The 21,843-nt window shown below is 69.0% G+C and carries 11 protein-coding genes; 6 read left to right on the forward strand and 5 right to left on the reverse strand.

Annotation, left to right across the window (positions count from 1 at the left end):
- The first annotated feature begins 352 nt into the window (after window positions 1-352).
- From RIC11_RS03530 to RIC11_RS03540, 3 genes are all read left to right on the forward strand, one after another.
- The gene (locus RIC11_RS03530) at window positions 353-1,468 is read left to right on the forward strand and encodes a DUF1559 family PulG-like putative transporter (RefSeq protein ID WP_502879367.1); all 1,116 of its coding nucleotides are present in this window, start codon (window positions 353-355) and stop codon (window positions 1,466-1,468) included.
- Between the two features lie 47 nt (window positions 1,469-1,515).
- Window positions 1,516-2,019 carry a hypothetical protein gene (locus tag RIC11_RS03535; protein ID WP_350208455.1) on the forward strand — a complete coding sequence of 168 codons (504 nt, stop codon included), beginning with the start codon at window positions 1,516-1,518 and terminating at the stop codon, window positions 2,017-2,019.
- Window positions 2,020-2,194: 175 nt separating this feature from the next.
- Window positions 2,195-3,160 carry a PEP-CTERM sorting domain-containing protein gene (locus RIC11_RS03540; protein WP_350208456.1) on the forward strand — a complete coding sequence of 322 codons (966 nt, stop codon included), beginning with the start codon at window positions 2,195-2,197 and terminating at the stop codon, window positions 3,158-3,160.
- Between the two features lie 175 nt (window positions 3,161-3,335).
- On the opposite strand, the gene RIC11_RS03545 is transcribed toward RIC11_RS03540, so the two are convergent.
- Window positions 3,336-4,463, reverse strand: coding sequence for an SGNH/GDSL hydrolase family protein (locus RIC11_RS03545; RefSeq protein ID WP_350208457.1), 1,128 nt, complete (start codon window positions 4,461-4,463; stop codon window positions 3,336-3,338).
- 552 nt (window positions 4,464-5,015) lie between these two features.
- On the opposite strand from RIC11_RS03545, the gene RIC11_RS03550 reads away from it, so the two are divergent.
- Both RIC11_RS03550 and RIC11_RS03555 read left to right on the forward strand, forming a co-directional pair.
- Window positions 5,016-16,460, forward strand: coding sequence for a choice-of-anchor Q domain-containing protein (locus RIC11_RS03550; protein WP_350208458.1), 11,445 nt, complete (start codon window positions 5,016-5,018; stop codon window positions 16,458-16,460).
- A 554-nt stretch (window positions 16,461-17,014) separates the two neighbouring features.
- Complete coding sequence (locus RIC11_RS03555; RefSeq protein ID WP_350208483.1) at window positions 17,015-17,476, forward strand: IS5 family transposase; 462 nt, start codon at window positions 17,015-17,017, stop codon at window positions 17,474-17,476.
- A gap of 12 nt (window positions 17,477-17,488) precedes the next feature.
- Here RIC11_RS03555 and RIC11_RS03560 read toward each other — a convergent pair whose 3' ends face one another.
- From RIC11_RS03560 to RIC11_RS03575, 4 genes are all read right to left on the reverse strand, one after another.
- Entirely contained in the window at window positions 17,489-17,941 is a 453-nt protein-coding gene (locus RIC11_RS03560) for a DUF6392 family protein (protein WP_350208459.1), read from the reverse strand.
- Window positions 17,942-17,954: 13 nt separating this feature from the next.
- Window positions 17,955-18,770: a hypothetical protein gene (locus RIC11_RS03565; protein ID WP_350208460.1), complete on the reverse strand. Its 816-nt coding sequence runs from the start codon at window positions 18,768-18,770 to the stop codon at window positions 17,955-17,957.
- Window positions 18,771-18,977: 207 nt separating this feature from the next.
- Window positions 18,978-19,985, reverse strand: a complete 1,008-nt coding sequence (locus RIC11_RS03570) for a hypothetical protein (protein WP_350208461.1) — start codon at window positions 19,983-19,985, stop codon at window positions 18,978-18,980.
- Window positions 19,986-20,102: 117 nt separating this feature from the next.
- On the reverse strand, window positions 20,103-20,312 hold the full coding sequence (locus RIC11_RS03575; RefSeq protein ID WP_350208462.1) for a hypothetical protein: 210 nt from the start codon (window positions 20,310-20,312) through the stop codon (window positions 20,103-20,105).
- A gap of 230 nt (window positions 20,313-20,542) precedes the next feature.
- Between RIC11_RS03575 and RIC11_RS03580 the strand changes: the two genes are divergently transcribed.
- Window positions 20,543-21,796 carry an RNA polymerase sigma factor gene (locus RIC11_RS03580; protein ID WP_350208463.1) on the forward strand — a complete coding sequence of 418 codons (1,254 nt, stop codon included), beginning with the start codon at window positions 20,543-20,545 and terminating at the stop codon, window positions 21,794-21,796.
- The last annotated feature ends 47 nt before the right edge of the window (window positions 21,797-21,843 follow it).

The raw sequence follows: 21,843 nt of genomic DNA on the forward strand, positions 1-21,843 counted from the left end.
GCAGAAACCGCCCGGCTTCGCAGAGAATCGCAAGAAATCGATCCGCGGTGCGGAAATTCCCGGTAACCGTGCGGCCGCAGCAGACAACTACTGTCAACGCCCCGCGCCGGCAGCCCGCCGGTTTCGACGGCCCCGCTCCGTCGCGGAAGACTCGTCCCAACTGAACCACGCGTCAGTCGCCGTTCCGCATTTCTCCTGACCGGCGTCGACGCAGCCGAGGCGTCGGACTGGTCGGGTTCTTGTACTAGCCGGCTACGACCGACCGGCGCCCGCGCCGATCCGCAGCGTCTCCTCCTATCCGCAAGAAACGCACCACGTGTCAGCTTACCCCCTTCGGCTTATGGCCCGCCGCATTGTAGCGCGTAGCCAGGAGCACCTTGCCGGCCGCGCTTCTTCGTCGAGAGTCCGGACCGCGCCGCGGGGGTTCACCCTCGTCGAGCTCCTGGTCGTGATAGCGATCATAGGCATCCTGGTCGCGCTGCTACTCCCGGCGGTCCAGGCAGCCAGGGAAGCCGCGCGTCGCGCGCAGTGCGTCTCGAATCTCAAGCAGATCGGCCTCGCCATCCTGAACTTCGAATCGGCCCACGGGACTCTGCCGCCAGGCCGGCACGGCTGCGATGGCGATCCGACCTGCAACCGTGAGAGCGGGGCGGACCCGGCGGACCCGCTCAACGCGGCGAGCGGAATGGTCTTTATTCTGCCGTACCTCGAGGAACAGCCGCTCTTCGATCAGCTCGTGCGATTCCCCGGCGATACAATTGCCGATGGCTTTCAAACCGCCAACTGGCTAGCCCAACCAGGTATGGCCGAAGCGATACGCCAGCGGCCCGCGGTCTACGCGTGCCCGTCGGACGACTCCGAGGCGACGGCCCCGATGACGAGCAAGATCGCGGCGCTGGAAGACGTCTCCGACGCGCCCGTCTGGTCCGTCGCCAGCTACGGGCTGGTCATGGGCAGCGTCTGGGTGGACCAGTTCAACCCGAACAAGTTCGGGAACGACGGGCTGTTCTTCTACCTCACGCGGATCCCACTCCGGCGTGTCACCGACGGCACGACGAAGACGATGCTCGCGGGCGAGAGGATCGCCAACGAACGCAGCCCCCACATCGCCCAGCTCGAGTCGAACCGCCTCAAGGTGGCGACCGAGAACTTCTGGGCGCCCGGGCTGCGGTCACAATGGGGGCTGCACAACGTCCGCTGGCCCATCAACACGCCCGCGCTGATCGGCATGCCGCCGGTCGCGACCAACGGCAGCTACATCACGGGCACCTTCTCGAGCCGGCACCCGCAACAGGCTCACTTCGCCTTCGCCGACGGACGCGTTCAGCCGGTCGACGAGAACATCGAGCTCGAAGTGTACTGGGCGCTCGGCACGCGCGCCGGAGCGCAGGAAGGCGACACCGACAGCTTCCCACCTTGGGGCCGATCGCCCGGTTTCCCCAACGAAGAACGGCACGACTTCAACTGAACCGGCGGCGCCACCTCCTCGACCCACTTCCAGCGTTGCTGCGCCCCATGAGCCACCTCATCGCCCGCCATCGACGGACCATCGGTAGACCGGCCCTTGCGGCGGCGGTGCTGTCGGCTTTCGTCGCGGGGTGCGGTGACGGGAGGCCCGACCGGGTCCGGGTTGCTGGCCGGGTGACAGTCGATGGCCAGCCGGTCCAGTTCGGATTCATCCAGGTCCTGCCCGAGAACGCCCGCGCGGCGTCTGGCCGCATCGAAACCGACGGAAGGTTCACCCTGTCGTGTTTCGAGATCGGCGACGGATGCGTCCCCGGGGACCACCGGGTGATCGTCGACGGGCGGAAAGTCGTCAGCCCATCGAGAACCGAGTGGTACGCTCCGCAGAAGTACGCAAACCCCGGGACCTCCGGCCTGACGGTGGCGATCAACTCCGACACGGACGACCTGCTGATCGAACTCGCTTCGCCTGGCGCCGAGGCGTTCAAGCCCTTCGCAGAGGTCACAGGACGCCAGCCCAAGCGCGCCGCGGCGGGCGCCCCGTCGCAACGGTGAGCGAATCCCAGCCAGCGAGCCCCACTGAACACGCCGCGTTCGCGGCCATCTTGTCGTGTCTCCCTGCGGGGACCGCGCCAGGCCGGACCTCCGCCTTCGAGCCCCGCTGCGACCCCCCCACAGACCCGTCCCTTTTCTTGTGTTCCGTTGCACCTTGGAATCTTGGAGTAAGCTCATGAGCCGCGTATTGGTTACCACAGTCGCTGTCCTCGTCACGGCCTGCGTTGCCGGGCGGCTACACGCGCAGCCCGCCAACATCCAGACCTGGATCGAGTTCCCGCTCAGCGCTGTCTATGACGCCGCCGGGGTGGTGGACCAGGACGCGAGCGACGAGTCGCTCGACGCCGTGAGCAACGGCGGGATCGGGCTAGTCGAGGTGGCCTACGGTGACATCACCGGCAACACGATCGATCGGGCTGCGTTCGCCGCGGCCGTTTCGAACGCCCACGCGGCCGGCTTGGGGGGCGTCCTTACGTTCGACTCGGGCAGCGCGACCTACAGCGGCGTGGACTACCAACACCCGACGGCCGGCGCCATCAACCGCCGCGGCGGCGCGTCGCTGAAGATCGGCGATATCTTCGTCGAGCGAGGCCCCAACTGGTACTTCGAGGGGGGCGCCGTGACGCCCTACCGCGGTCGCGCGACCGGCGATTTCGATGGCACGGGCCCCTCGGGGCCAGACCGATTGAACTTCGACGAGGTCTTCTTTGTCCGCGAGGAGGCCAGTGGAACACTCGGTCAGACCACGTCGTGGGACCTCGACTTCGATCCGGCCGACCAGGTGACCACTGTCGGCTGGACGATGCTCAACTACAACAATTTTCAATCAACGCCCGACGGTATCGCCGCCGGCGGATACCCGCCAGTCCACGGCCGCGCGACCTTCACCAACGGCGTCGACAGCGTGACCCACATGGCGATCGCCCAAGCCGCGCAGGTCGAAGACGGCTTCGACCACTACTTTGGATTTCAGGCGCCAGAGGGCTATTTCCTGGACCGGATCGAGGCGTACCAGATTGGCAACAACTCTCGCGCCTTCCCAGGGCTAGACGACCTCGGCTTCGTCCGCGTGCCCGAACCGGCGGCGATCGGTCTGGCCGCGATGGTAATGGCGACCGCTGCGCTGCGTCGTCGTAGCTGAGGGAACCGCAGATGCGTGGCATGGCGGCGGACTCCGATCGACAAGGCGTCGGGGTCCGTCGCCTGCCCCGCGGGCGGCACGCGCCGGGCGACCCGTGCATGGCGGCATCGCGGAGGTTCTGGTGGCCCTAAGCTGTAGCGTTGTCGGAGGCGGCAGGCCAGTTCTCGGTTTAAAGCTAAACCTGTGCCCGCCCCCGAGCGGCGATCCATACGCCCATCCAAAGCAGCAACGCCACGCCGGACGGTTCGGGCACGCTCACCAACGCGGGCGAAGAATTGTCGCGCCAGAGCGTGTAGTCCGCCGCATCGACACTGCCGTCGAGGCCGCCGTCGGCAGCGAGGCTCGGAGTCAGCCCCGCCGCGGCGTCAAACTCAACGCCGTACGCGTCGCGCCACGCGCCGTAGTCTGCCGAGGTGGCCGCGCCGTCGCGGTTGTAATCGCCCAACGGAAAGACGGCTCGTAGCGCCGCCTCGCCCAGTAGCGCGTGCAGCTCTCGTGTGGGGTGGATCGTGTCCCAGAACACGTAGCCGGCGGCTCGGCCGAGGTCATCGCCAGGGAGCTCGATTCCCGGCGCCGTAGCGTTGGCGAAGCCGAACGACCCCGGGGCCGCGATCACACCGTCGAAGAGTCGCTGCGCGTCGAGGCGGTGGGTCGTCACCTCTGGATTGGCCGCGGCGATCTGATCGAACCCGAGCGACAGCGCGGCGTTGAAAGCGAGCGTCGCCTCGTCGATCTGTGCAGCCTGCTGCGGATCGTTGTTGAAGCGCGGCGTCAGGCCCAGCCGCGGCAGGTTCACCCCCAACAGCTGTCTGGCGCCGGCGTCGACCAATCGCTCTAGCTGCGCGCGGACGACGCCGGCGGGCGTGGCCGGGTCGGTCTGGCCGCCGAGCAGGTCGTTCGCGCCGATGAACACCACGTGCAAGGCCGCCGGATCGATCGTCGCGCCCCCGAGTCGCGCGACGTAGTCGTCGACCTGCTCGACGAGCGAGTCAACGAACAGTCCGGCGAACCCGCCCGGCCCGTCGGTCTCGGCGCCGCCGTACGCGAACGCGTCGCCGCCGGCTCCGCTGCGTGTCAATGGCCCCACGCCCAGCCCGCTCGCAAGCCGTTCCGTGAAGACCCGCCCGTTGCTGAACCGACCGTCGAAGTAGCCAGCGCCCGGCTGAATGCCGAACGTGGCCGCCGACGTGTTGCCGACGTCCGACAGGCTGTCGCCAAACACAACGAGATCGGAGTAGGGACTCGCCTGCGCGGGGCAGACGCCCAGCAGCCCGACGAGCACGATCCATCCGCGGATAGCCATACGATCCATCTTGCGTGCGGCGCCATTAGCAAGGGAGTGGGGGCTGCGTAATTCACTCCAAGCAAAGCAGCTGGCGTCGTTCGACGCAACTCGGCGGTGGCCGGCGTAGCTCGTCAAAGGGCACGCACTCCGTGCGACAGGACGAGCCCGCTCCAGATTGACCCCGGCTGCTGCTCCGCTCGGCTTTTAAAGCGTCTTGTCTCTGCGGGCGCGATACCTAAGGGCCTCGAAGCCGGGCGGTGGGTCTCTGTGAACGTGTGGATTTTGGTTGCTTTGCGGTCGCCGGCACGTTAGTTTCCCGAGGTTCGTTCCGCATTCGTTCTTGCTCGGCAGCACCGGTAGTGTGCGGTGGCCTGCCACGCCCGTAGGAGCCAGCCGCGTTCGCTGCGCCGGCGACGCTCTCCCTGAAGCGCGAGGCTACACGGGATGCCCGACAAGAGTCAGCGGCGTCGGGAGCGAGAGGATCTCGCCGGACGCCTGCGCCGAGCGCCGCGGCGACGCGATCGATCCGGGGCGAGGCGCCTCGGTTTCGAGCCGCTCGAAGAGCGCCAGATGCTGGCGACCTTCACGGTCAACACGCGGTTCGACATCGTCGATCCGGACGACCAGTTGGTCAGCCTGCGTGAAGCGATCGCGATGGCCGACGACGAGGTCGCCCACCCGGGGCCGGACCGGATCGAGTTCGACCCGTCGCTGCGGTTCTCGATCGCCTACGGGAACTATGTCGGGTTCGACGAGGACGGCTTCGGCGTGTTGCCCAGGAACGCCGAGGGCGTGCCGTTCACTCCCGGCCAGTTCGAGATCAACAGCGCGGTGACGATCGACGCCACCGCGGCCGGCGTGTTGCGGATAGGCCAGGAGCGCGGCTTCGCGAACTTCACCCACCGCGTGCTGCAAGTGAACGAGGGGGCGGACGTCGAGATGATCAATGTGATCATCCAGGGGGGCGACTCGAACGGGTTGGACGGCGGCGGCGTGTACAACGCGGGGAGGCTCCGGCTGACGAACTCGGTCGTCGGCAGCAACTACGCGATCGGCGCGTCGGGGGGGCGGCTCAAGGGCGGCGGGATCTACAACGCGCCGACGGGCGACCTCACGCTCGACAACACCCACATCGGAGAGATCGCGCTGGAGTCCGACTTCTTCGCCGGGCTCGGTTTCGACGGCGACTTCTTGGCCGAGAGCGAGCAACGCGAACGCGACGGGCTGGTCTTCCCGTTTGTCGTGCGGCTCCCCGACGAGTTGCGCGACAACAACACCGACGACCTGACGCGCATCGGGGGCAACATCGCGTTTGGCTTCGGCGGCGGCGTCTACAACGACGGGGCGCTGCTCGTCACCGGCGGCAGCGTCATCGAAGCGAACCGCTTCAGCTGGAACGGGGGCGGGATCTACAACGCGGGGGTGGCCTCGATCGTCGACAGCGAGGTCCGCCGCCACGACGCGGTCGACACCTTCTTTGACGGCCCCGTCGGCAACCAGCAAGGCGCCGGCGTGTACAACGCCGAGGGGGCGGTGCTGACGATAAGCGGGAGCCGGTTTGTCGGAAATTCGGGCCACCAGGGGGGCGCGATCGCCAACTTCGGTGAGCTCGCGATCGTCGGCACGCTGTTCTACGACAACGACGTGCAGACCGTGCCGTTCGCCTTCACGGGCGAGATCGGCCGCGGCGGCGCGGTGTACGACGCCGGCACTCGCACGGCGATCGACCGCAGCTTCTTCGGCGACAACCGCGCCGAGGCCACGGGCGGCGCGATCTATAACCTATCGAACCCCGATCTGACCGTCCGGCAGTCGACCTTCCTCAGCAACACGAGCCCGCAGGGAGCGGTCGTGGTGGCCACCGGGGCGGCGGCAGCGATCCGGCGGAGCACGTTCAGCCAGAACGGCGTCGAAACGGGCGGCAGCGTGACGGTCGCCTCGGGCGGGGCACTGGCCATCGGCGGCACGATCTTGGCGGGCAGTGTCTCGACGCCCAGCGGCCTGAGCGCGCCGAGCGACCTGCTGGTCGAAGCCGGCGGGGCGGTGCTGAGCCTCGGGAACAACCTGATAGAACGGGCCGAGGGCCACCCGCTAACCAGCGGCGGCGCCACGGGGACCGACCTGGTCGGCGTCGACGCGCGCCTTGCCGACGCCCCGCCCGTCAGCGAGCTGGTCCGGCCCGGGCTACCGCTTCCGGTCGTCGGCCTGCTCCCGGACAGCCCGTCGATCGACTCCTTCACGCCGATCGCGGCGAGCCGAGCGCCGGCAGACGACCTCGACTTCACGCGGGGCGTGGTCCCGTCCGGCCAGTTTCTCACCGTCGCACTCCTCGGCGGCGCGCTGACCCCCGACGGCTACGCGTTCGGCGCGAACCAGGGCGTGACGCTGACCGTGCCGCCGCTGAGCCCGCGGAATTACACGTTCGAGATCGACTTCTCGTGGGACGCGCTAACGCCGTTCTACAAGAAGGTCCTCGACTTCAAAGCGCTGACAACCGACTTCGGGCTCTACACCCAAGCCGACGCGCTCCGCTTCTACACGGACTCCCCTTCGGCGGGCCGGTTCGTCGCTGGTCAGACCCACCGGGTCACGCTGACACGCGACGGGAATACCGACGTCGTTTCTGGCTACCTCGACGGAAAGAAACTCTGGGAGTTCACCGACACCGAGAGCCGCGCCGCGCTGTTTGGCGGGTTCGATCCGTTGCACCTATTCCAAGACGACAACGCGACGTCGCAATCGGAGGCCGGCAGCGGTGTGCTGAAACGCTTTAGGTACTACACGGCGCCGCTGACCGAGGAAGAGGTCGCGGTCGCGTTCGCCGCCGATGAAACGGCGCCGGCGACCGACCAACGCGGCGAGCCACGCGTCGTCGGCCCGGCGGGCGACCGCGGCGCGTACGAGTCGCTGCCGCTGGGGTCGATGCGTGTCGACACGCTGTCGGGCCTCGCCGACGGGATCTATGGTCAAGGCGAGGTGTCGCTCGCCGACGCGGTCCACTGGGCCAACGCCGTGCCGGGCGCCGACACGATCGCCTTCGACGCGGACGCCTTCGCGAGTTTCGCCGAAGCGACCCCGCAGGGTTCCCCCGCGATCCCCGCGGCGCTGCCGCCGATCACCGACGACCTAACGATCCACGGCCCGGGCGCCGACCGGCTAGAGATCAACGGCGCAGGGATCGAGCGGATCTTGGAGGTTGCCCCGGGCGTGTCGGTCACGGTCGTGGGGCTGACGCTCGCCGGGGGCCGCGCGCCAGCGGACGGCCCGGGCGGCGGCGCCGTCCTCAGTCGGGGCGACCTGACGCTCCGCGAGGTCGTGATCCGCGACAGCCGGTCCGACGACGGCGGCGCGATCGACGGCGGCGCCATCTACAACACGGGGCGCCTGACCGTCATCGACAGCACGCTGCACGACAACCTCGCGGCGGGCCGCGGCGGCGCCGTCTATTCCGACAGCCCGGACGGTTCGCGGTTCGTCAACACGACGATCTCGGGCAACTCGGCCGACCGGGGGGGCGCGCTCTACAACGCGGCGGGCGACGTGGACCTGGTCCACTCTACCTGGGTCTTCAACACCGCGGCCGACACGGGCGGCGGGATCGACGCGCCGGGGGGGCTCGTTCGGCTCAACAACTCGATCGTTGGCAGCAACGCAGCGGGCTCCGGGCCGGCCGACCTGGCGGCGGCGTCGTTCACGACGACGGGCGCCAACCTGTTCGGCGTCGACCCGTTGGTCGGCGTGCTGGCCGACCTGGGTGGGCCGACGCCAACCCACGGCTTGCTGCCGGGCAGCCCGGCGATCGATGCCGGCGTGGCCGGCGCGGCGATGCGCGACCAGCGGGGCGTGCTCCGCCCGGTCGGCGCCGCGGTCGACATCGGCGCGTTCGAGTACGAGCCGCCGGTGTTGTCCAACCCGATCGTCGTCGACACCACGTCGGCCGTGGTCGACGGCTACTTCGCACCGGGTGAGATGTCGCTCGCGGAGGCCGTCCTCTTCACGAACGACGACCCTTCGCTCGACCGGATCGCTTTCGCCTCGCGGCTCTACAACCTCGCAGAAGCCCCCGGCGCCGCAGCGGCGGCGACCAGCTCGACGTTGGGCAGCTCGCCCTCCGGTGCGACCGACGGTTCGGCCGGCACGGCCTGGACTGCCGCCGCTGGCGACACGCTCTCCGCGGGCGGCGAACCCTCTTGGGAGTTGAGCCTGGCAGCGGCGTCGACCCTTCAGAGGGTCGTGCTCACCGGGGTGAGCTTCCCCCGGGGCCGCATCGAGTTCCGCGACGAAGAGGGCATGCTCATCGCCGAGCGCGAGTTCGCGGCCTCCGCCGGGCGGGCCGAACTGACCCTGCGGGGTCTCGGGGGCGTGGCTTCGCTGCGGGTGGTCGTCACCGAGGACGGCCCGGCCGCGCCGTCGATCGCCGAAGTCGAGGTCGTCGGGCCGGCGGCCGAAATCGCGTTGACGGGCGCCGCGCTCCGGATCACAGACGACGTGACGATCGTCGGTCCCGGTGCGGATCGGGTGCGCGTCGCGGCCGGCTTCCAGAGCGGCGTTTTCGAGGTCAACACCAGCGGCTTCTCGACGATCAGCGGTCTGACAATCGCCGAGGGCGACCGGGGCGGCTCCGGCGGCGGGGTCTACAACCAAGGCTTCCTCCGCCTGATCGACGTGTTCTTGGACAACAACCGTGGCGGGCTGTTCAACGCGGCGTCGGCGAACGCGTTCGTTGAGGGCAGCACGATCGCGAACAACTTCGCTACCCGTGGTGCGGGGATCGAGAACTACGGCGCGCTGGAAGTGCTCAACTCGACCCTGTCGAACAACACCGCCAACTTCGAGAACGGCGGCGGCCTTTTCAACAGCGGCACGGCCGACGTGTTCTATTCGACGATCGCGCAAAACTTCGCTCTTTCCGGCGGCGGCGTGTTCAACTCGACCGCCGGACAGATGAGCCTGGGCAACTCCCTGATCGCCGGCAACACCGACGCCAACGCGTCGGGCGACGCCGTAAACGACGGCATCGTGTTCAGCTTCGGTTACAACCTGGTCGGCGACGCGACCTCGTTCACTCTTTTCGCGAACCCGAACGACCAACTCGGCACGGCCGCGGATCCGATCGACCCAATGCTGACCGACCTGGTCGTGGTCGCCAGCACGATGCCGCTGCACGGCCTCCTGCCGGGGAGCCCCGCCATGGACGCCGGAGGAAGCTCCTCCCCGGGGGTCGACCAACGGGGCGTGCCGCGCCCGCAGGTCGGCGGCGCCGATATCGGCGCGTTCGAAGCGGAGCCGGTCGACACGAGTGGCGACTTCGTCGTCGACAACCTGTCGGACGAGCTGAACGCCGACTACTCCGAGGGCGACCTGACCCTCCGCGAGGCGATCCTGCTCGCGAACGTGGCCGAGGCGGTCGAGTCGGCCACCATCCAGCAGATCCGCTTCGACGCCGGCGTGATGGGCGAGGCGCTCGCCGCGGGTGGGGCGAGGATCGTGCTCACGCGCGGCGCGCTCCTGGTGAACGACAAGGTCGCGATCGACCCGCTCGCGCTCTTGCCCGAAGCGGACCGCCGGCAGAAGGACGCGTTGGTCATCGACTCCGGCGGGCAGAGCCGGGTGCTCGAGGTCCGCAACGCGCCCGACCGTCCGAACGCGGCCGCGTTGGTTTACAACACGACGCTCACCGGCGGCTCCGCCGACGGCGACGGCGGGGGCGTCTACAACGAGGGCGACTTGCTGCTCGGGGACTCCGCGGTGGTCGCGAATACGGCGTCGGACGAGGGGGGAGGCGTCTACAACGTCGGCCAGGCTCAGCTCACACGAGCGCTCATCGATAGCAACTCCGCCGGCGAAGGGGGCGGCCTCCACAACGGCCCCGACGCGAGCCTGCGGATCGACCGCTCGACGGTCTCCGGCAACTTGGCGATCGCGGAGGGCTTCGGCGGCGGCGTTTGGAACAGCGGTTCGATCGAGGCCCGGCGGTCGGCGATCGTCAACAACACGGCCGGGGGCAACGGCGGCGGGCTGTTCAATTTCGGTGCGTTCGACGGGGAACTGCTGACTATCTCCGGCAACGGCAAGGCGCGCGGTGGGGTCGAGACCCGCATCGGCGGAGGCGTGGTCACGTCTTCCTTTGACGGCGTCCGATTCGCCTCGACGACGATCACCGACAACCACGCTTCGTTCTTTGTGGGTGGCATCGCCGTCGAAGCCGAAGCCGAATTCGTGGGCTCCCTCATTGCAGGCAACACCGACGCCAGTGGCCGAGCGCCCGACGCCGACCGACCCGCGGGCACGGTTACGGCTTCCTACACGCTGATCGGCGACAACTCGGGCGCCGGCCCGGGCTTCCTCTCGCCGGGCAACGGCAACCTGATCAACGCCGACCCCTTGCTCGGCCCCTTGGCCGACAACGGCGGCGACACGCTCACCCACCTGCTGCAACCGCTCAGCCCCGCGATCGACGCGGGCGACCCGATGGCGATGCGGCTGACCGACCAACGGGGCCGCCCGCTGGTCGACCAGGCCGGCGTCGGCGCGGCGATCGCCGACATCGGCGCGTACGAGGTCCAGGGCATCCTCACCAGCAACTGGCGTTACGAGGCGCTCGACAAGAGCCAGTTCGGCCCGGGCGACGCGCTCGTCTACGGGTTCGGCTTCGACGAGGGGGTCGCCAGCAGCTCGGTCTCGCCCGACCCGTACTTCCTCGGCTTCGAGTTCGACACGGGACCGCTCAAGTACGGCGGCATCGAGGACGGCCCCTTCGGCTCGAAGTTCGGCGGCCAGCTCAACGCGGACTTCGCCGGGAAGTTCGGCTTCGACGTCGGCTTTTACGTGAACTCCGGCTCGGTCGATGTCACCTACGACGGCGCCGTGAACTACGTGGTCGACGCCGACCCGTCGGGCGCCACGGCGAGCGTGTCGGCGTTCGTCGACGTCCGCGACGGGGGGCTCTACACGGTGTCGCCCAAGGTCGGCGCGTACGCCGACCTGGTCCTCCAACTCGACGTGTCGGCGTCCGCCACGGGCTGCTTGGTCGGCTGCGTGACCGCGCCGCTGCTGGACATCCGCTTCGACCACACCGAGGAGATGTTCGCGCTGAACCGGCAGCTCTCCGACGCCGACGGCCGACCGGTGTTCCTCGACTCGCAGGGCGAGGGGGTCGCCCGCGACCGGCGGACCGGGCAGTTCTACGACCTCGACGGCCAGCCGATCGACGACCCCGGACCGGTCGTTCCCCTGTTCGACGGCGACATCCGCTACTTCTCGATCCCGATCGAAGAGATCGCCCAGGGCGTGGTCAAGGCCGCGCAGACGGTCCGTGAGAAGCTCGAGGACCGCAAGGCGACACGCGACGTCGAGGACGCCAACCGCGATTTCACCCGCGCAACCAACGACCTCGATCGCAACAACCAGCGGCTCGAGGACGCCGAAGCGCGGATGACGAACCCCGCGTCCGGCGCCGACTTCCTGGCCGCTCGCGACGAGGTCACCGAGCTGGCCGGCAAGGACTACGCCGACGCGGTCACGACCGGCGCCGAGCGCCCGGCGAAGGGGGGCAAGATCGCCGAGGCCGAGGACGCCACGATCGCCGCCAAGCGGCGCCGCGACGCGGCCGAGGAGAACGTCTCCAAACGCGACGCGGACAAGAAGCAGAAGCTCAAGCCCCCCTCCTCGTTCGTGACGGTCTCCGTGGGCGAGGCCGAGGGAAGCCTCTTGGGCGCGCAGGTCGACCTCGGGATCGGTGCGTCGGCTGGCTTCTTGAGCGCCGATCGGAACGTCGGCTCGCTGCAAGTCACTCTGCCCGACGTGAACCTCCGCGACACAAGCGTCGCGTCCGGCGGCAAGCTCTCGGCCACGACCGACGCGTTCCCGGCCAGCTCCGAACTCGACGCCAAGCGGCAGATCGCCAAGGCGCAGGTCGACTTGGCCTCGCTGCTGCCGGTCTTCCCCGGCGGCAAGTACAACCTCTCGGCCGGCCCTCTGTCGCTCGACATCACGACGGTCTCTTACAACCTGGGGCCGCAGCTCAACGTCACGCAAGACGTCGCGGCCGAGCCAATCGTCGTCGACCAAGGGATCGAGTACCGCTTCTACGACCCCACGCTCTACGACCCGCTGGACCCGGCGCTCGGTACGCTGGCGCTGACGGTCGACGTCAACGGCGTCGCGTACGAGGGGGGCGCAGCGGTCCAGTCGGTCGTGTTCGGGCAGGGCGACCAGGTCACGATCGGCGGCGTCGACCTCACGGGCGACGGCGCCAACGACCCGATCCTCGTCATGCCGTCCATGACGCTCGACGCCCGGTTCTCCAACGACATCGGCCTCGACATCGATCTGGACGGCGTGTTCGAGGCGTTCGCCCTCTCGCTGTCGGCTTTCGGCGTGTCGATCGTCGACATCGGCCCGCTGATCCGCCACGCGCACACGCTCGCCTCGTTCGACGCGGGCAGCGTGTTCGACCGCACGTTCGACCTCGGCCAGGCGACCGTGCCGCTGCGCCCGTTCACGCTGTTCGACCAGGTGATGGACGGCCGCACGGCCGCCACGGCGATGACGACCAAGCCGACGGGCGTCGGGAACGAGTCGCGGCTCGACGCGGTGGCGGTCGCCCCCGGGCCGCCCGTGTGGTTCGCGTCGGAGTTGGTCGACCCGACCGCGCCGGGCGAGTTCTACACGACGCTTGAGGTGGTCGTCGGCGGCGCCGAAGTGGCCGACCTGATGGTCATCGACGACGGCGTCACGGTGACCCAGACCGCGCCGGGCGAGTACCGCCTCAGTGGGTACGACGCCTCGCTGCTCGGCGAACGGGGGTCGGCGTTGTTCGCGATCGAGTTCGCCACCGCCGGCGAGGCGACGATCACCGCCACCCGGTCCGGCATGGTCGGCCTCGATCAGCCGCCAGAGGCCACTCCCAACTTAGGGGGCGTCACGCCCCAGGCGTTCGAGCTGGCCGGCGTGTCGGCCGTGCTCACCAGCGACATCGACGGCGACGGCCTCGCCTCGCCGTTGACCGACGGCGTGCTGCTGATCCGCTACCTCGACGGCGTCCGCGGGCCCGACCTGGTCGACGGCGCCCTGGGCGCGAGCGCGACGCGCACCGACCCCGGCGAAGTGGCCGACTACCTCGGACGCGTCATCCAGCGGCAGGTCCTCCAGCGCAGCGGCGGCGCGATCGCGTCGCGCGACACGCTCGACCTCGACGCCGATGGCGCCGCCGAGGGCTCGGTCGACGGCGCCTTGCTCGCTCGCTACTTGGCCGGTTTCCGCTCCGACGCGCTCACCACGGGCCTCACGTCGGCCGACGCCGCGGCGATCGCGCGGTTCATCGAGTCGGGACGGTCGTCCGCCAGCGAGGTCGCCGCCGAACAGTTTGATCAGGCGATCGACCGCCTCGGGTTGGACGTGCTCGGCCTCGAAGGCATCGCCGACGCCGACCGGGCCGACGGCTCGTCGGCCGCCGCCGCCCAAAGCGCCGGCTCGGCCGTCGCACGCGCGACCCGTTCCGGCAGCGCGGCGGCGCTCGAGACGCTCCTGTTCGAGCTCGCCAGCTACGGACGCGAAGCCCGCTTCGAGGAGATTTACGTCGACGACGAGCTGGTTTCGCGTTCGGCCGAGGGCAGCCCGATCAACTTCGGCGACCGATCCAGGTCCGACCTGATCGAATCGGGCGTGGCGCCCGAGCGGGTCACCCGGCAGTCGGTCCTCGCCACGCTAGGCGTGGAAGAACCCCTGTTCGTCCGAGCGCCCGACGCGGCCGGGTACGAGTACACGGCGGTCGGCGGGTACGAGTTCGAGGGTGTCGTGATCGACCCGCGCGTCGGCGGCAATCTACTACTGCCCGACGCGTTCGACCTCTTTCTTTTCGACGCCGCGGCCAACGGCGGGGCCGGGCAGTGGCGGTTCGAGAAGCTCCTCACGTCGGAGGACGCCGCCCAGGTCGGCCTCACGGGGCTGCTCACCCACACGTTCGACACGCCGGTCGAGCGGTTCCGCTTGTTCAGCCACGGCCTACCGAACCGCGAGCTGCACGACAACCAAAACCTGTCGGCGCCCGAGTTCTCTGTCACCGCGGGCTTCTTGCTCTCGGCCGCCGACCCCGGCGCGGAGCCGGCGCCCCTGGTCGAGATGCAGCAGCTGGCGGAGCGGGGGCTCTACGCAACGCCCGATCCCGTGGAGTCCGATACGCCGGTCTTTGCGACCGACGCGGCCGCGCGGACCAACACGCTCACGCTGCGTCGGCGTGGGGCCGACGCGGTCGCCACGGTCAACGGCGGCGCCGAGCGGGTCATCGCGATGGCCTCCGCCACGGAGATCCGCTTCGTCGGCCAAGACAACGCGGAGGACACGCTCGTCGTCGATTCCGGCGGTGGCCCGCTGCGTGCGCCGATTGTTTTCGTCGGCGGCTTCCGAAGCGACGCTTTGGTCATCGACGGGGGGGGCGTTCTGATCGACTTGGCCGGCGCCGACTCGTTGTCCGAAGTCGAGGTGGTCGACCTCCGCGGCTCCGGCGCGAACACGCTGCGGGCGGACCGAGACGCGGTGATCGAGAACGACCCGTTCAACCACCGGCTGGTCGTCCTGGCTGGGGCGGACGATGCCGTGCTGCTCGACACGGGCTGGGAACTGGTCGGCGTTGAAGCGGTCGACGGCGCCGAGCTGAACCGCTACGAGTCGGGCGGCGCGACCCTGCTGGTTTCGCCCGACGCCACGGTCGAGGTCGCCGCGCCCGCGGCAGAGGCAACCGCCACCGGGGCCGCGCAGCTAAGCCTCGCGGCCACCGCGCCGCGTGTCGCCCCAACGGCGCCGATCAACCTGGCCGCTCCGCGGGCGTCCGCCGAACCGGCGGCGCCGTTCGCCGAAGCCGGCCAAGTGCCCCGCTCCGGCGCCCTGACGGCGCCCTCCCAGCAGATCGCCGCCAGCGCGGCCCGTGCCTACCGGCCCGACGGCGTGGGCTTCCTGGTCGACATCGATTACCGCCTCGTGGGCGACGCGTCGGCACGCGCGACGGGCCTGCACCTGCGGATGCATTACGATTCATCGCAATTGACGCTCGATTCGGTCGACGGGGTGCTCCCCGAAGGCTTCTCGGTCGGCGACGTCCAACTCGAGCCGCTTGTCGGCGACCTGGACAACGACCCCGCGACCGACGCGTTCGTCAACCTGCTGTGGATCGACCCGTCTGGCCAGTGGCCCGCCGCGGCGCCGTCCGATCTGTTCGCCGCCTCGTTCACCGCCACCGAGGACTACGGCGGCGCCACGCGGATCAATTTCACCGGCTCCGCCGCCGGCGGGTTTGCCCTCCGCAGCCCGTCGGTCGGGCTCCTCGAGCTACCCGGCGACTACAACCGCGACCGCTCTGTCGATCAGACCGACTTCCAGCTGTGGCGGGCTTCCTACGGCGAGACCGTCGCCCCCGGCCAAGGCGCTGACGCCAACTTCAACGGCCGGGTCGATGCGGGCGACTACACGATATGGCGCGACAACCTGGGCCGTTCCCTTGGGGCGCCCGGCGACTACGACCGGGACGGGTCGGTCGACCAAGGCGACTACGACCTTTGGCGCGGCGCCTACGGTGGAGCGGTCGCCCCCGGCCAGGGCGCCGACGGCGACTTCAGCGGCCGGATCGACGCGGGCGACTACACGGTGTGGCGCGACCTTCTCAACACCATGGACGCCGCCCTCGCGGAGTCGGTTGAACCGATAGGCGCCGAGGCGGACGACCCGTCGCCCACGACGATCCCGCCGGACCGAGTCCTCGCTTACCTGATTCAAACGGCCCCCGAACGTTCCAGCCCCTCGCCGGGGACTGCGGCTGAAGAAGGGCCGGTCACGCAAGGCAGCGTCAGAATCCGGCGCGAGCTTATGCTCGTCGCCGCCGAGTCGGCCGGCGGCGACTATGGCGCCCAACACGGGACGACGGGGCCGTTCGACTTCCTCAACTCCGAAGCCGAAGGGACCGAGTCGGTCGATGAGGCGTTTGCGGATGGCTTTGCGCAGGAGTTCGTCTGGGCTGAGTAAAGCGGAACTCCCAAACGAAGATGCGGGTCGCCTCGAAGCTCGCTTCCGACGGCAGATCGGGGCCTTCTATCGCCTAACGCGGCGCCAGCGGGCGACGCGGCCGATGGCGGCTCTTGCGTTTAGCGCGGCGGCGCCTGTTGCTTCGAAAAAAGTCCGGCGGCCGATCCCAATTCGTTTGAAACAAACGCGGCGCGCCCGCGAGCGCGTCGTCACGCTTGAACGTGTCCAAAACGGCGTTAAGCGCCTGCACGACAACGACTTAGCGAGACGTTACAGCCCCCCGAGGTGTAACGAAACGGCGACGTTCCGCGCAACGGCCTGCGGCGTTCGATGCGGCGCCGACGCTCGTCGTGCCGCATCGAACCCGGCATTGTCGCCCAAGCGGCGCGACGGCACGCTCGTTTTGGCCATACGGGAGCGGGCCTCAGCGGCTTCGCCCGCCGAGGTGATGTCCAGCTGGTCACTCCGCCTCCTCCAGACCCGCGCCCACAGCGAGCCGATCTACGAGGACCGCTGCGAGCTGATCCAGAGCGACTGGGCGTTCGCGGTCGCGGCTGTCATCGCCCACGACGAGCTGGTCGCGCGGCGGTACACACGGGGGGTCCGCGGCGTCGGCAAGGCGCACGTGCTGCTCGAGCACCAAGATCCACGCCGCGGTGAACGCCGCCGGCCGGCCGGTACGGCTGCGTCTCTCCGCCGGCCAGCGTCACGACATGGACCAAGCCGAGCAGCTGCTCGACGGCTTGGAGCCCGGCCACGTCGTCGCCGACAAGGGATACGACAGCGATCCCTTGCGCGAGGCGATCCGCCGGAGCGGCGCCAAGCCGGTGATCCCCGCCCGCAAGGGCATCCGGCGACGACGCTACGACCGAACGCGTTACCGACTCCGCAACCGGGTTGAGCGGTTCTTCAATCGGGTCAAGCACCATCGCCGAGTCGCCACCCGCTACGAGAAGACCGATCGCAACTACCTCGGCTTCCTCTGCCTCGCTTCGCTCTTCGTCAGCCTCGCCTAATTTCAACACGACCTAGCTCCTGTACCCCGGAACGACATCGCCACGCATCAGCGTGAACTTGCTGATTCCTCTTCCATCTAGCTCGTACTCGAAGTGGGCTGACAGGTCAGGTTCCGTATAGTCGAAGCGATCCCAGGCTCCACACTCACCGATGATCGGATCACGCATCTTCTCCCCGCTTCTCGACGGGGTGCCGAGGTGAGCCAAGACTTGCTCTCGGGAAGAAGCAAGCGAGAAGTCAAGCAGGGACTCGTCGAAGCCGCCGTGCTTCTCCGAGTACATGAATATGGCTCGCACGCGGTCGTCTCCATCGCACTGCACTTCCAATCCGGAGTCCTCGAAGACGTACTGAACTAATCGCTCCTCAAAGTCATCCTCGACGATTCTTTGGACGGGCCAGCTTTTAAACGGCTCGATCTCCAGCATCTTGGAGATTGGCTGGCCTAAATATTCGGTCATCGCCATTTGCTGTGGTCCCCTATCTATTCCCCATTGCCTCATCAAAAACCCTGCGATCTCTCAAGGCTGCGGCACCGAGATCAGCAGAGTCCTCTGCGATCCGCGCCGGCGTATTCCGCCCTCCATATGTTGGGCTGGTCTGCTGGTGGATGGTCCGCGGTGAAGCCACCGCCGGAGTATTGTTCTTCAACGCTTTGAGTTCGTCGACATCCAACTGACGCCCGAGGCGATCTTCCAGAGCTTTCCGCTGAGCCGCGAGCGATGGCTGGTGATCGATGTCCAAAGCTTCTGTCTCACCGGCTCGACGCTTGCGGCTCTTGAGATCGCCGAACGTGCCGGAATCCCCAGGCTTAACTGGAGCATGGTGGCCGAGCTTGCGGACTGTCGCGAAAGAGCCAGCGGATGCCAAAACCGTCCCGACGAGACGTCCGGCTCCCTCCTTGTACGCGGCGGCGCGGTCGACCGGGTTATCAAGATCGTGCCCCACGATGCCGTAAGCGATGTGGTTCGTGCCGACAGTTTGGCCGATCCCCAGGGCGACCCCGTGCCGTTCACCCACGTCGACCGCTTCTCCCAAGTCGCGGAGCCCTGCACTGGCCGTTCCCGGCAGGTCAACCGCCCCCGCCAGCACCTCGCCACCCACCCGGACGAGATGACCGAAGAACCCTCCGACCGCCGCAAGCGTGCTGCTGCCGCCACTCGTGCGGCGCTCGATCGCCTCGGCGACTGCGCTAGCCGCGCCCCGGGCGTTGTTGCCCGCCTCGCGTAGCACCAACCCCGCAAAGGCGTAGTTGTCGCCGCGGGCCGCCCGTGCGGCGAGCTGGTCGCTGCTCACCTCGGTCCCCGCTCGTGAGATCCGTTGGCCGACGGAGCTGGCGCCGGCGTTGCGCGACGCTAGTTGCGAGGGGAGCTGGGTAGTCGCGGCGGATCGAGCTGCTTCGTGCCGCAGGTTCGTCGAAGGCGAGGCACAAGGCGTGTTCCCGAAATCGGCTGTGTCACGGCGATCCCGTGGCGTGGCTCGAGGCCGTGATCAGGCCGCGGATTACTTCTCGCCCAGCGGCACGTCGCGGAACCGCTCGTGGCACGCGGCGCAGCGCGCGGAGATCCTGTCGGCCGCCCGCCCGACCCCGTCCGGCGGCGCCGCTTCGGCGCCCCGGGCGGACCACGCGCGGAGGGCGTGTTCGAGCTGCTGGGCGGCCTCTTCGGACTCTCGGAGCAGCCGCAAGAACTCCTCCGGCTCTTGCGCGACCTCGTCGGTGCGCAGCAGCTCGGTGAAGTGCTCGCGCATCAGCAGGGCTTCGTGCGCCGGGTCGAGATCGGGGTGCTCCGGCGGCGACCGCCAGCCCGCTTTGGCGACGAGCTTCAGGTGGTCGTGCGTGTGGCCGATAGCGACCATCGCCTCGGCCATCGGCGGGACGCTGGCCGCCTCGGGAAAGTCGGCCGCGAGCTGGTCGAGCAGAGCGGCGTCGAGTGGCTTCGCCTCCCGCGCCGACTCGTACAGGCCGCGGTAGTTGGGGCTGGTCCCGGCAAACTCGAGGATCGCCACGCTCCGGGACTCGGGGACCATGCCGGCCGCCACACACGCGACGCTCGCCGCGGCTGGGCTGCGGTGCTTCCCGTGGTGGCAGTGGATATAGATCGGCCCGTCTAGCTCACGCACGGCTTTCGCTAGTTCCTTCGCACGACGCTGCGGCACGCCGTCGTAGCCGTGCGGCAGGTGCACGTAGCGGAGGCCGTATCTGCGGGCGGTCGCGACGTCGGGCCTCATGCCGTCGACGCTGATCACCGTCTTCACCCCGAGCGCCTGCAGCTCGCGGAACGCGTCGTCCCCGTCGGGCAAGCCGCCGGAGATGACCTTCGGGTGGACCCGCACGGGATTGGGCAGGTGCTTGGCTTCGATCCGGTGGGGCGGCTGGTCGCTCGATCGGGCCGGCTCGACCGCGGCGGGTGTCGGACCTCGCTCCGAGGCAAGCGTCGGGCTTTCGCCGACGCCACCAAGCGGCAGCAGCAGAAGCGACGCGGCAATCAACGCGAACCGAACTCGGCGCATGCTGCTCGTTGGTGTGTAGCGGGTTCGGGGTTGCGGTGGGCGTCGCGGGGATCGCTCGCTGCGACACGAACGAGGTCGCTTGGATTGGTTGTTGCGGAACAGAGCGCTGCCTCTCTGTCAGTCAACGCCGAGCTCAACTTCCTGGATCGTCGCCATCGCCGCCAGCAGTCGCGGCTCGATCTCGGCCCCGATGACCCGGACCGAGCCGTCCGCCGCGACGGAGTGGAGTATACCCCCTTGGCTGCTTCCCCACCCCCGGCGGAATCGGCGACAATCGCGGGCCAGGCGGTTCGCGTCCGGCGCAACCAAGCCGATGCGGATGGCCAAGGCTGTCGCGGGTCTGGTTGATCGACAGCCCGAACCGCTGTATGCAACAGGTCGCTCACAGCAGCGACAGCGGCGCCGCTGGCCCGGGCGATCGGCCCAGAGCGCGCGACGCCCGGGAACAGAAAGACCCGAGAAGCCCCGACGCCAGCGCCCCGGCGGACGTGTGGAGCGCGTTCGCGATCGACGCGTCCTGTAACCGAGCTACGAAGGCGTCGGCACGGTCCTGAAGCATGAACGCGAGCCGCGAGGAAATCGCCCACGCCATCGACTCGGCGTACCGGACCGAGTCGCGGAGGGTCTTCGCAACGCTGGTCAGGCTGCTGGGCGATTTCGACCTCGCCGAGGAAGCCCTCCAAGAGGCGTTCGCCGCCGCCGTGCGGCAATGGCCCGATGCGGGCGTGCCGGAGAACCCTCGTCGGTGGCTCGTTTCGGCTGGCCGGTTCAAGGCGATCGACGCCGTCCGCCGGCGGTCACTCGGCGCGGGCGCCAACCCGGAAGTGGCGGCGCGGCTCCAGCGGCTCGAGCGGGCCAACGCCTCGCGCAGCGAACAAGAGATCGAGGACGACGCGCTCCGCCTGATCTTCACCTGCTGCCACCCGGCGATCGACCCGAAAGTCCGCGTGCCGCTCACGCTGCGCGAGGTGTGCGGCATGACCACCGACGAGATCGCGCGGGCGTTTCTTGTCTCGACCGCGACCATGGCGCAGCGGATCGTGCGGGGCAAGACCAAGATCCGCGCGTCGGGTATCCCGTTCGTCGTGCCGTCGGTCGCGGAGCTGCCCGAGCGCTTGGCGGCGGTCTTGTCGGTCATCTACCTGGTGTTCAACGAGGGGTACTCCGCGTCGCACGGCGACCAAGCGACCCGCCCCGACCTGTCCGGCGAGGCGATCCGCTTGGCGGAACTCGTCCTCGGCTTGTTGCCCGAGCCGGAGGTGATGGGCCTGCTCGCCTTGATGCTGCTGCACGAGTCGCGCCTCCCGGCGCGGGTGTCGGCCGGTGGCGACATCGTGTTGCTGGAGGAGCAGGACCGCTCCCGCTGGGACCGAGCGCTCGTCCGCCGCGGCCGCTCGTTGGTCGAGCAAGCGTTGGCCACGCGTCGGTTCGGCGTGTACACGGTTCAGGCGGCGATCTCCGCGGTCCATTCCGAGGCCGCGACGGCTGCGGATACCGATTGGGCGCAGATCGTCTCGTTGTACGACGTGCTCCTCCGGGCCGACCCCTCGCCGGTGGTCGAGCTCAACCGCGCCGTGGCGCTCGCGATGCGCGACGGCCCCGATTGCGGAGTCGAAGCGATCGACGGCCTGCTGAGCCGCGGCGAACTACACGACTACCACCTCGCCCACGCGGCTCGCGCCGACCTCTGTCGACGGGCGGGGCGCATCGCGGAGGCCTTGGCGTCGTACCGCCGAGCGCTGGAGCTGACAGAACAAGCGGCCGAGCGGCGCTTCCTTCGGCGTCGGATCGCGCAGCTGTCGGGCCAGTAAGTCCAGCCGGCGCAAAGGCTTCAGGCGGGCGCCCGCGGCCCGGCGCC

This window comes from Botrimarina sp. (genome assembly GCF_040219535.1).
In the GTDB taxonomy this organism is placed as follows: Bacteria; Planctomycetota; Planctomycetia; order Pirellulales; family Lacipirellulaceae; genus Botrimarina.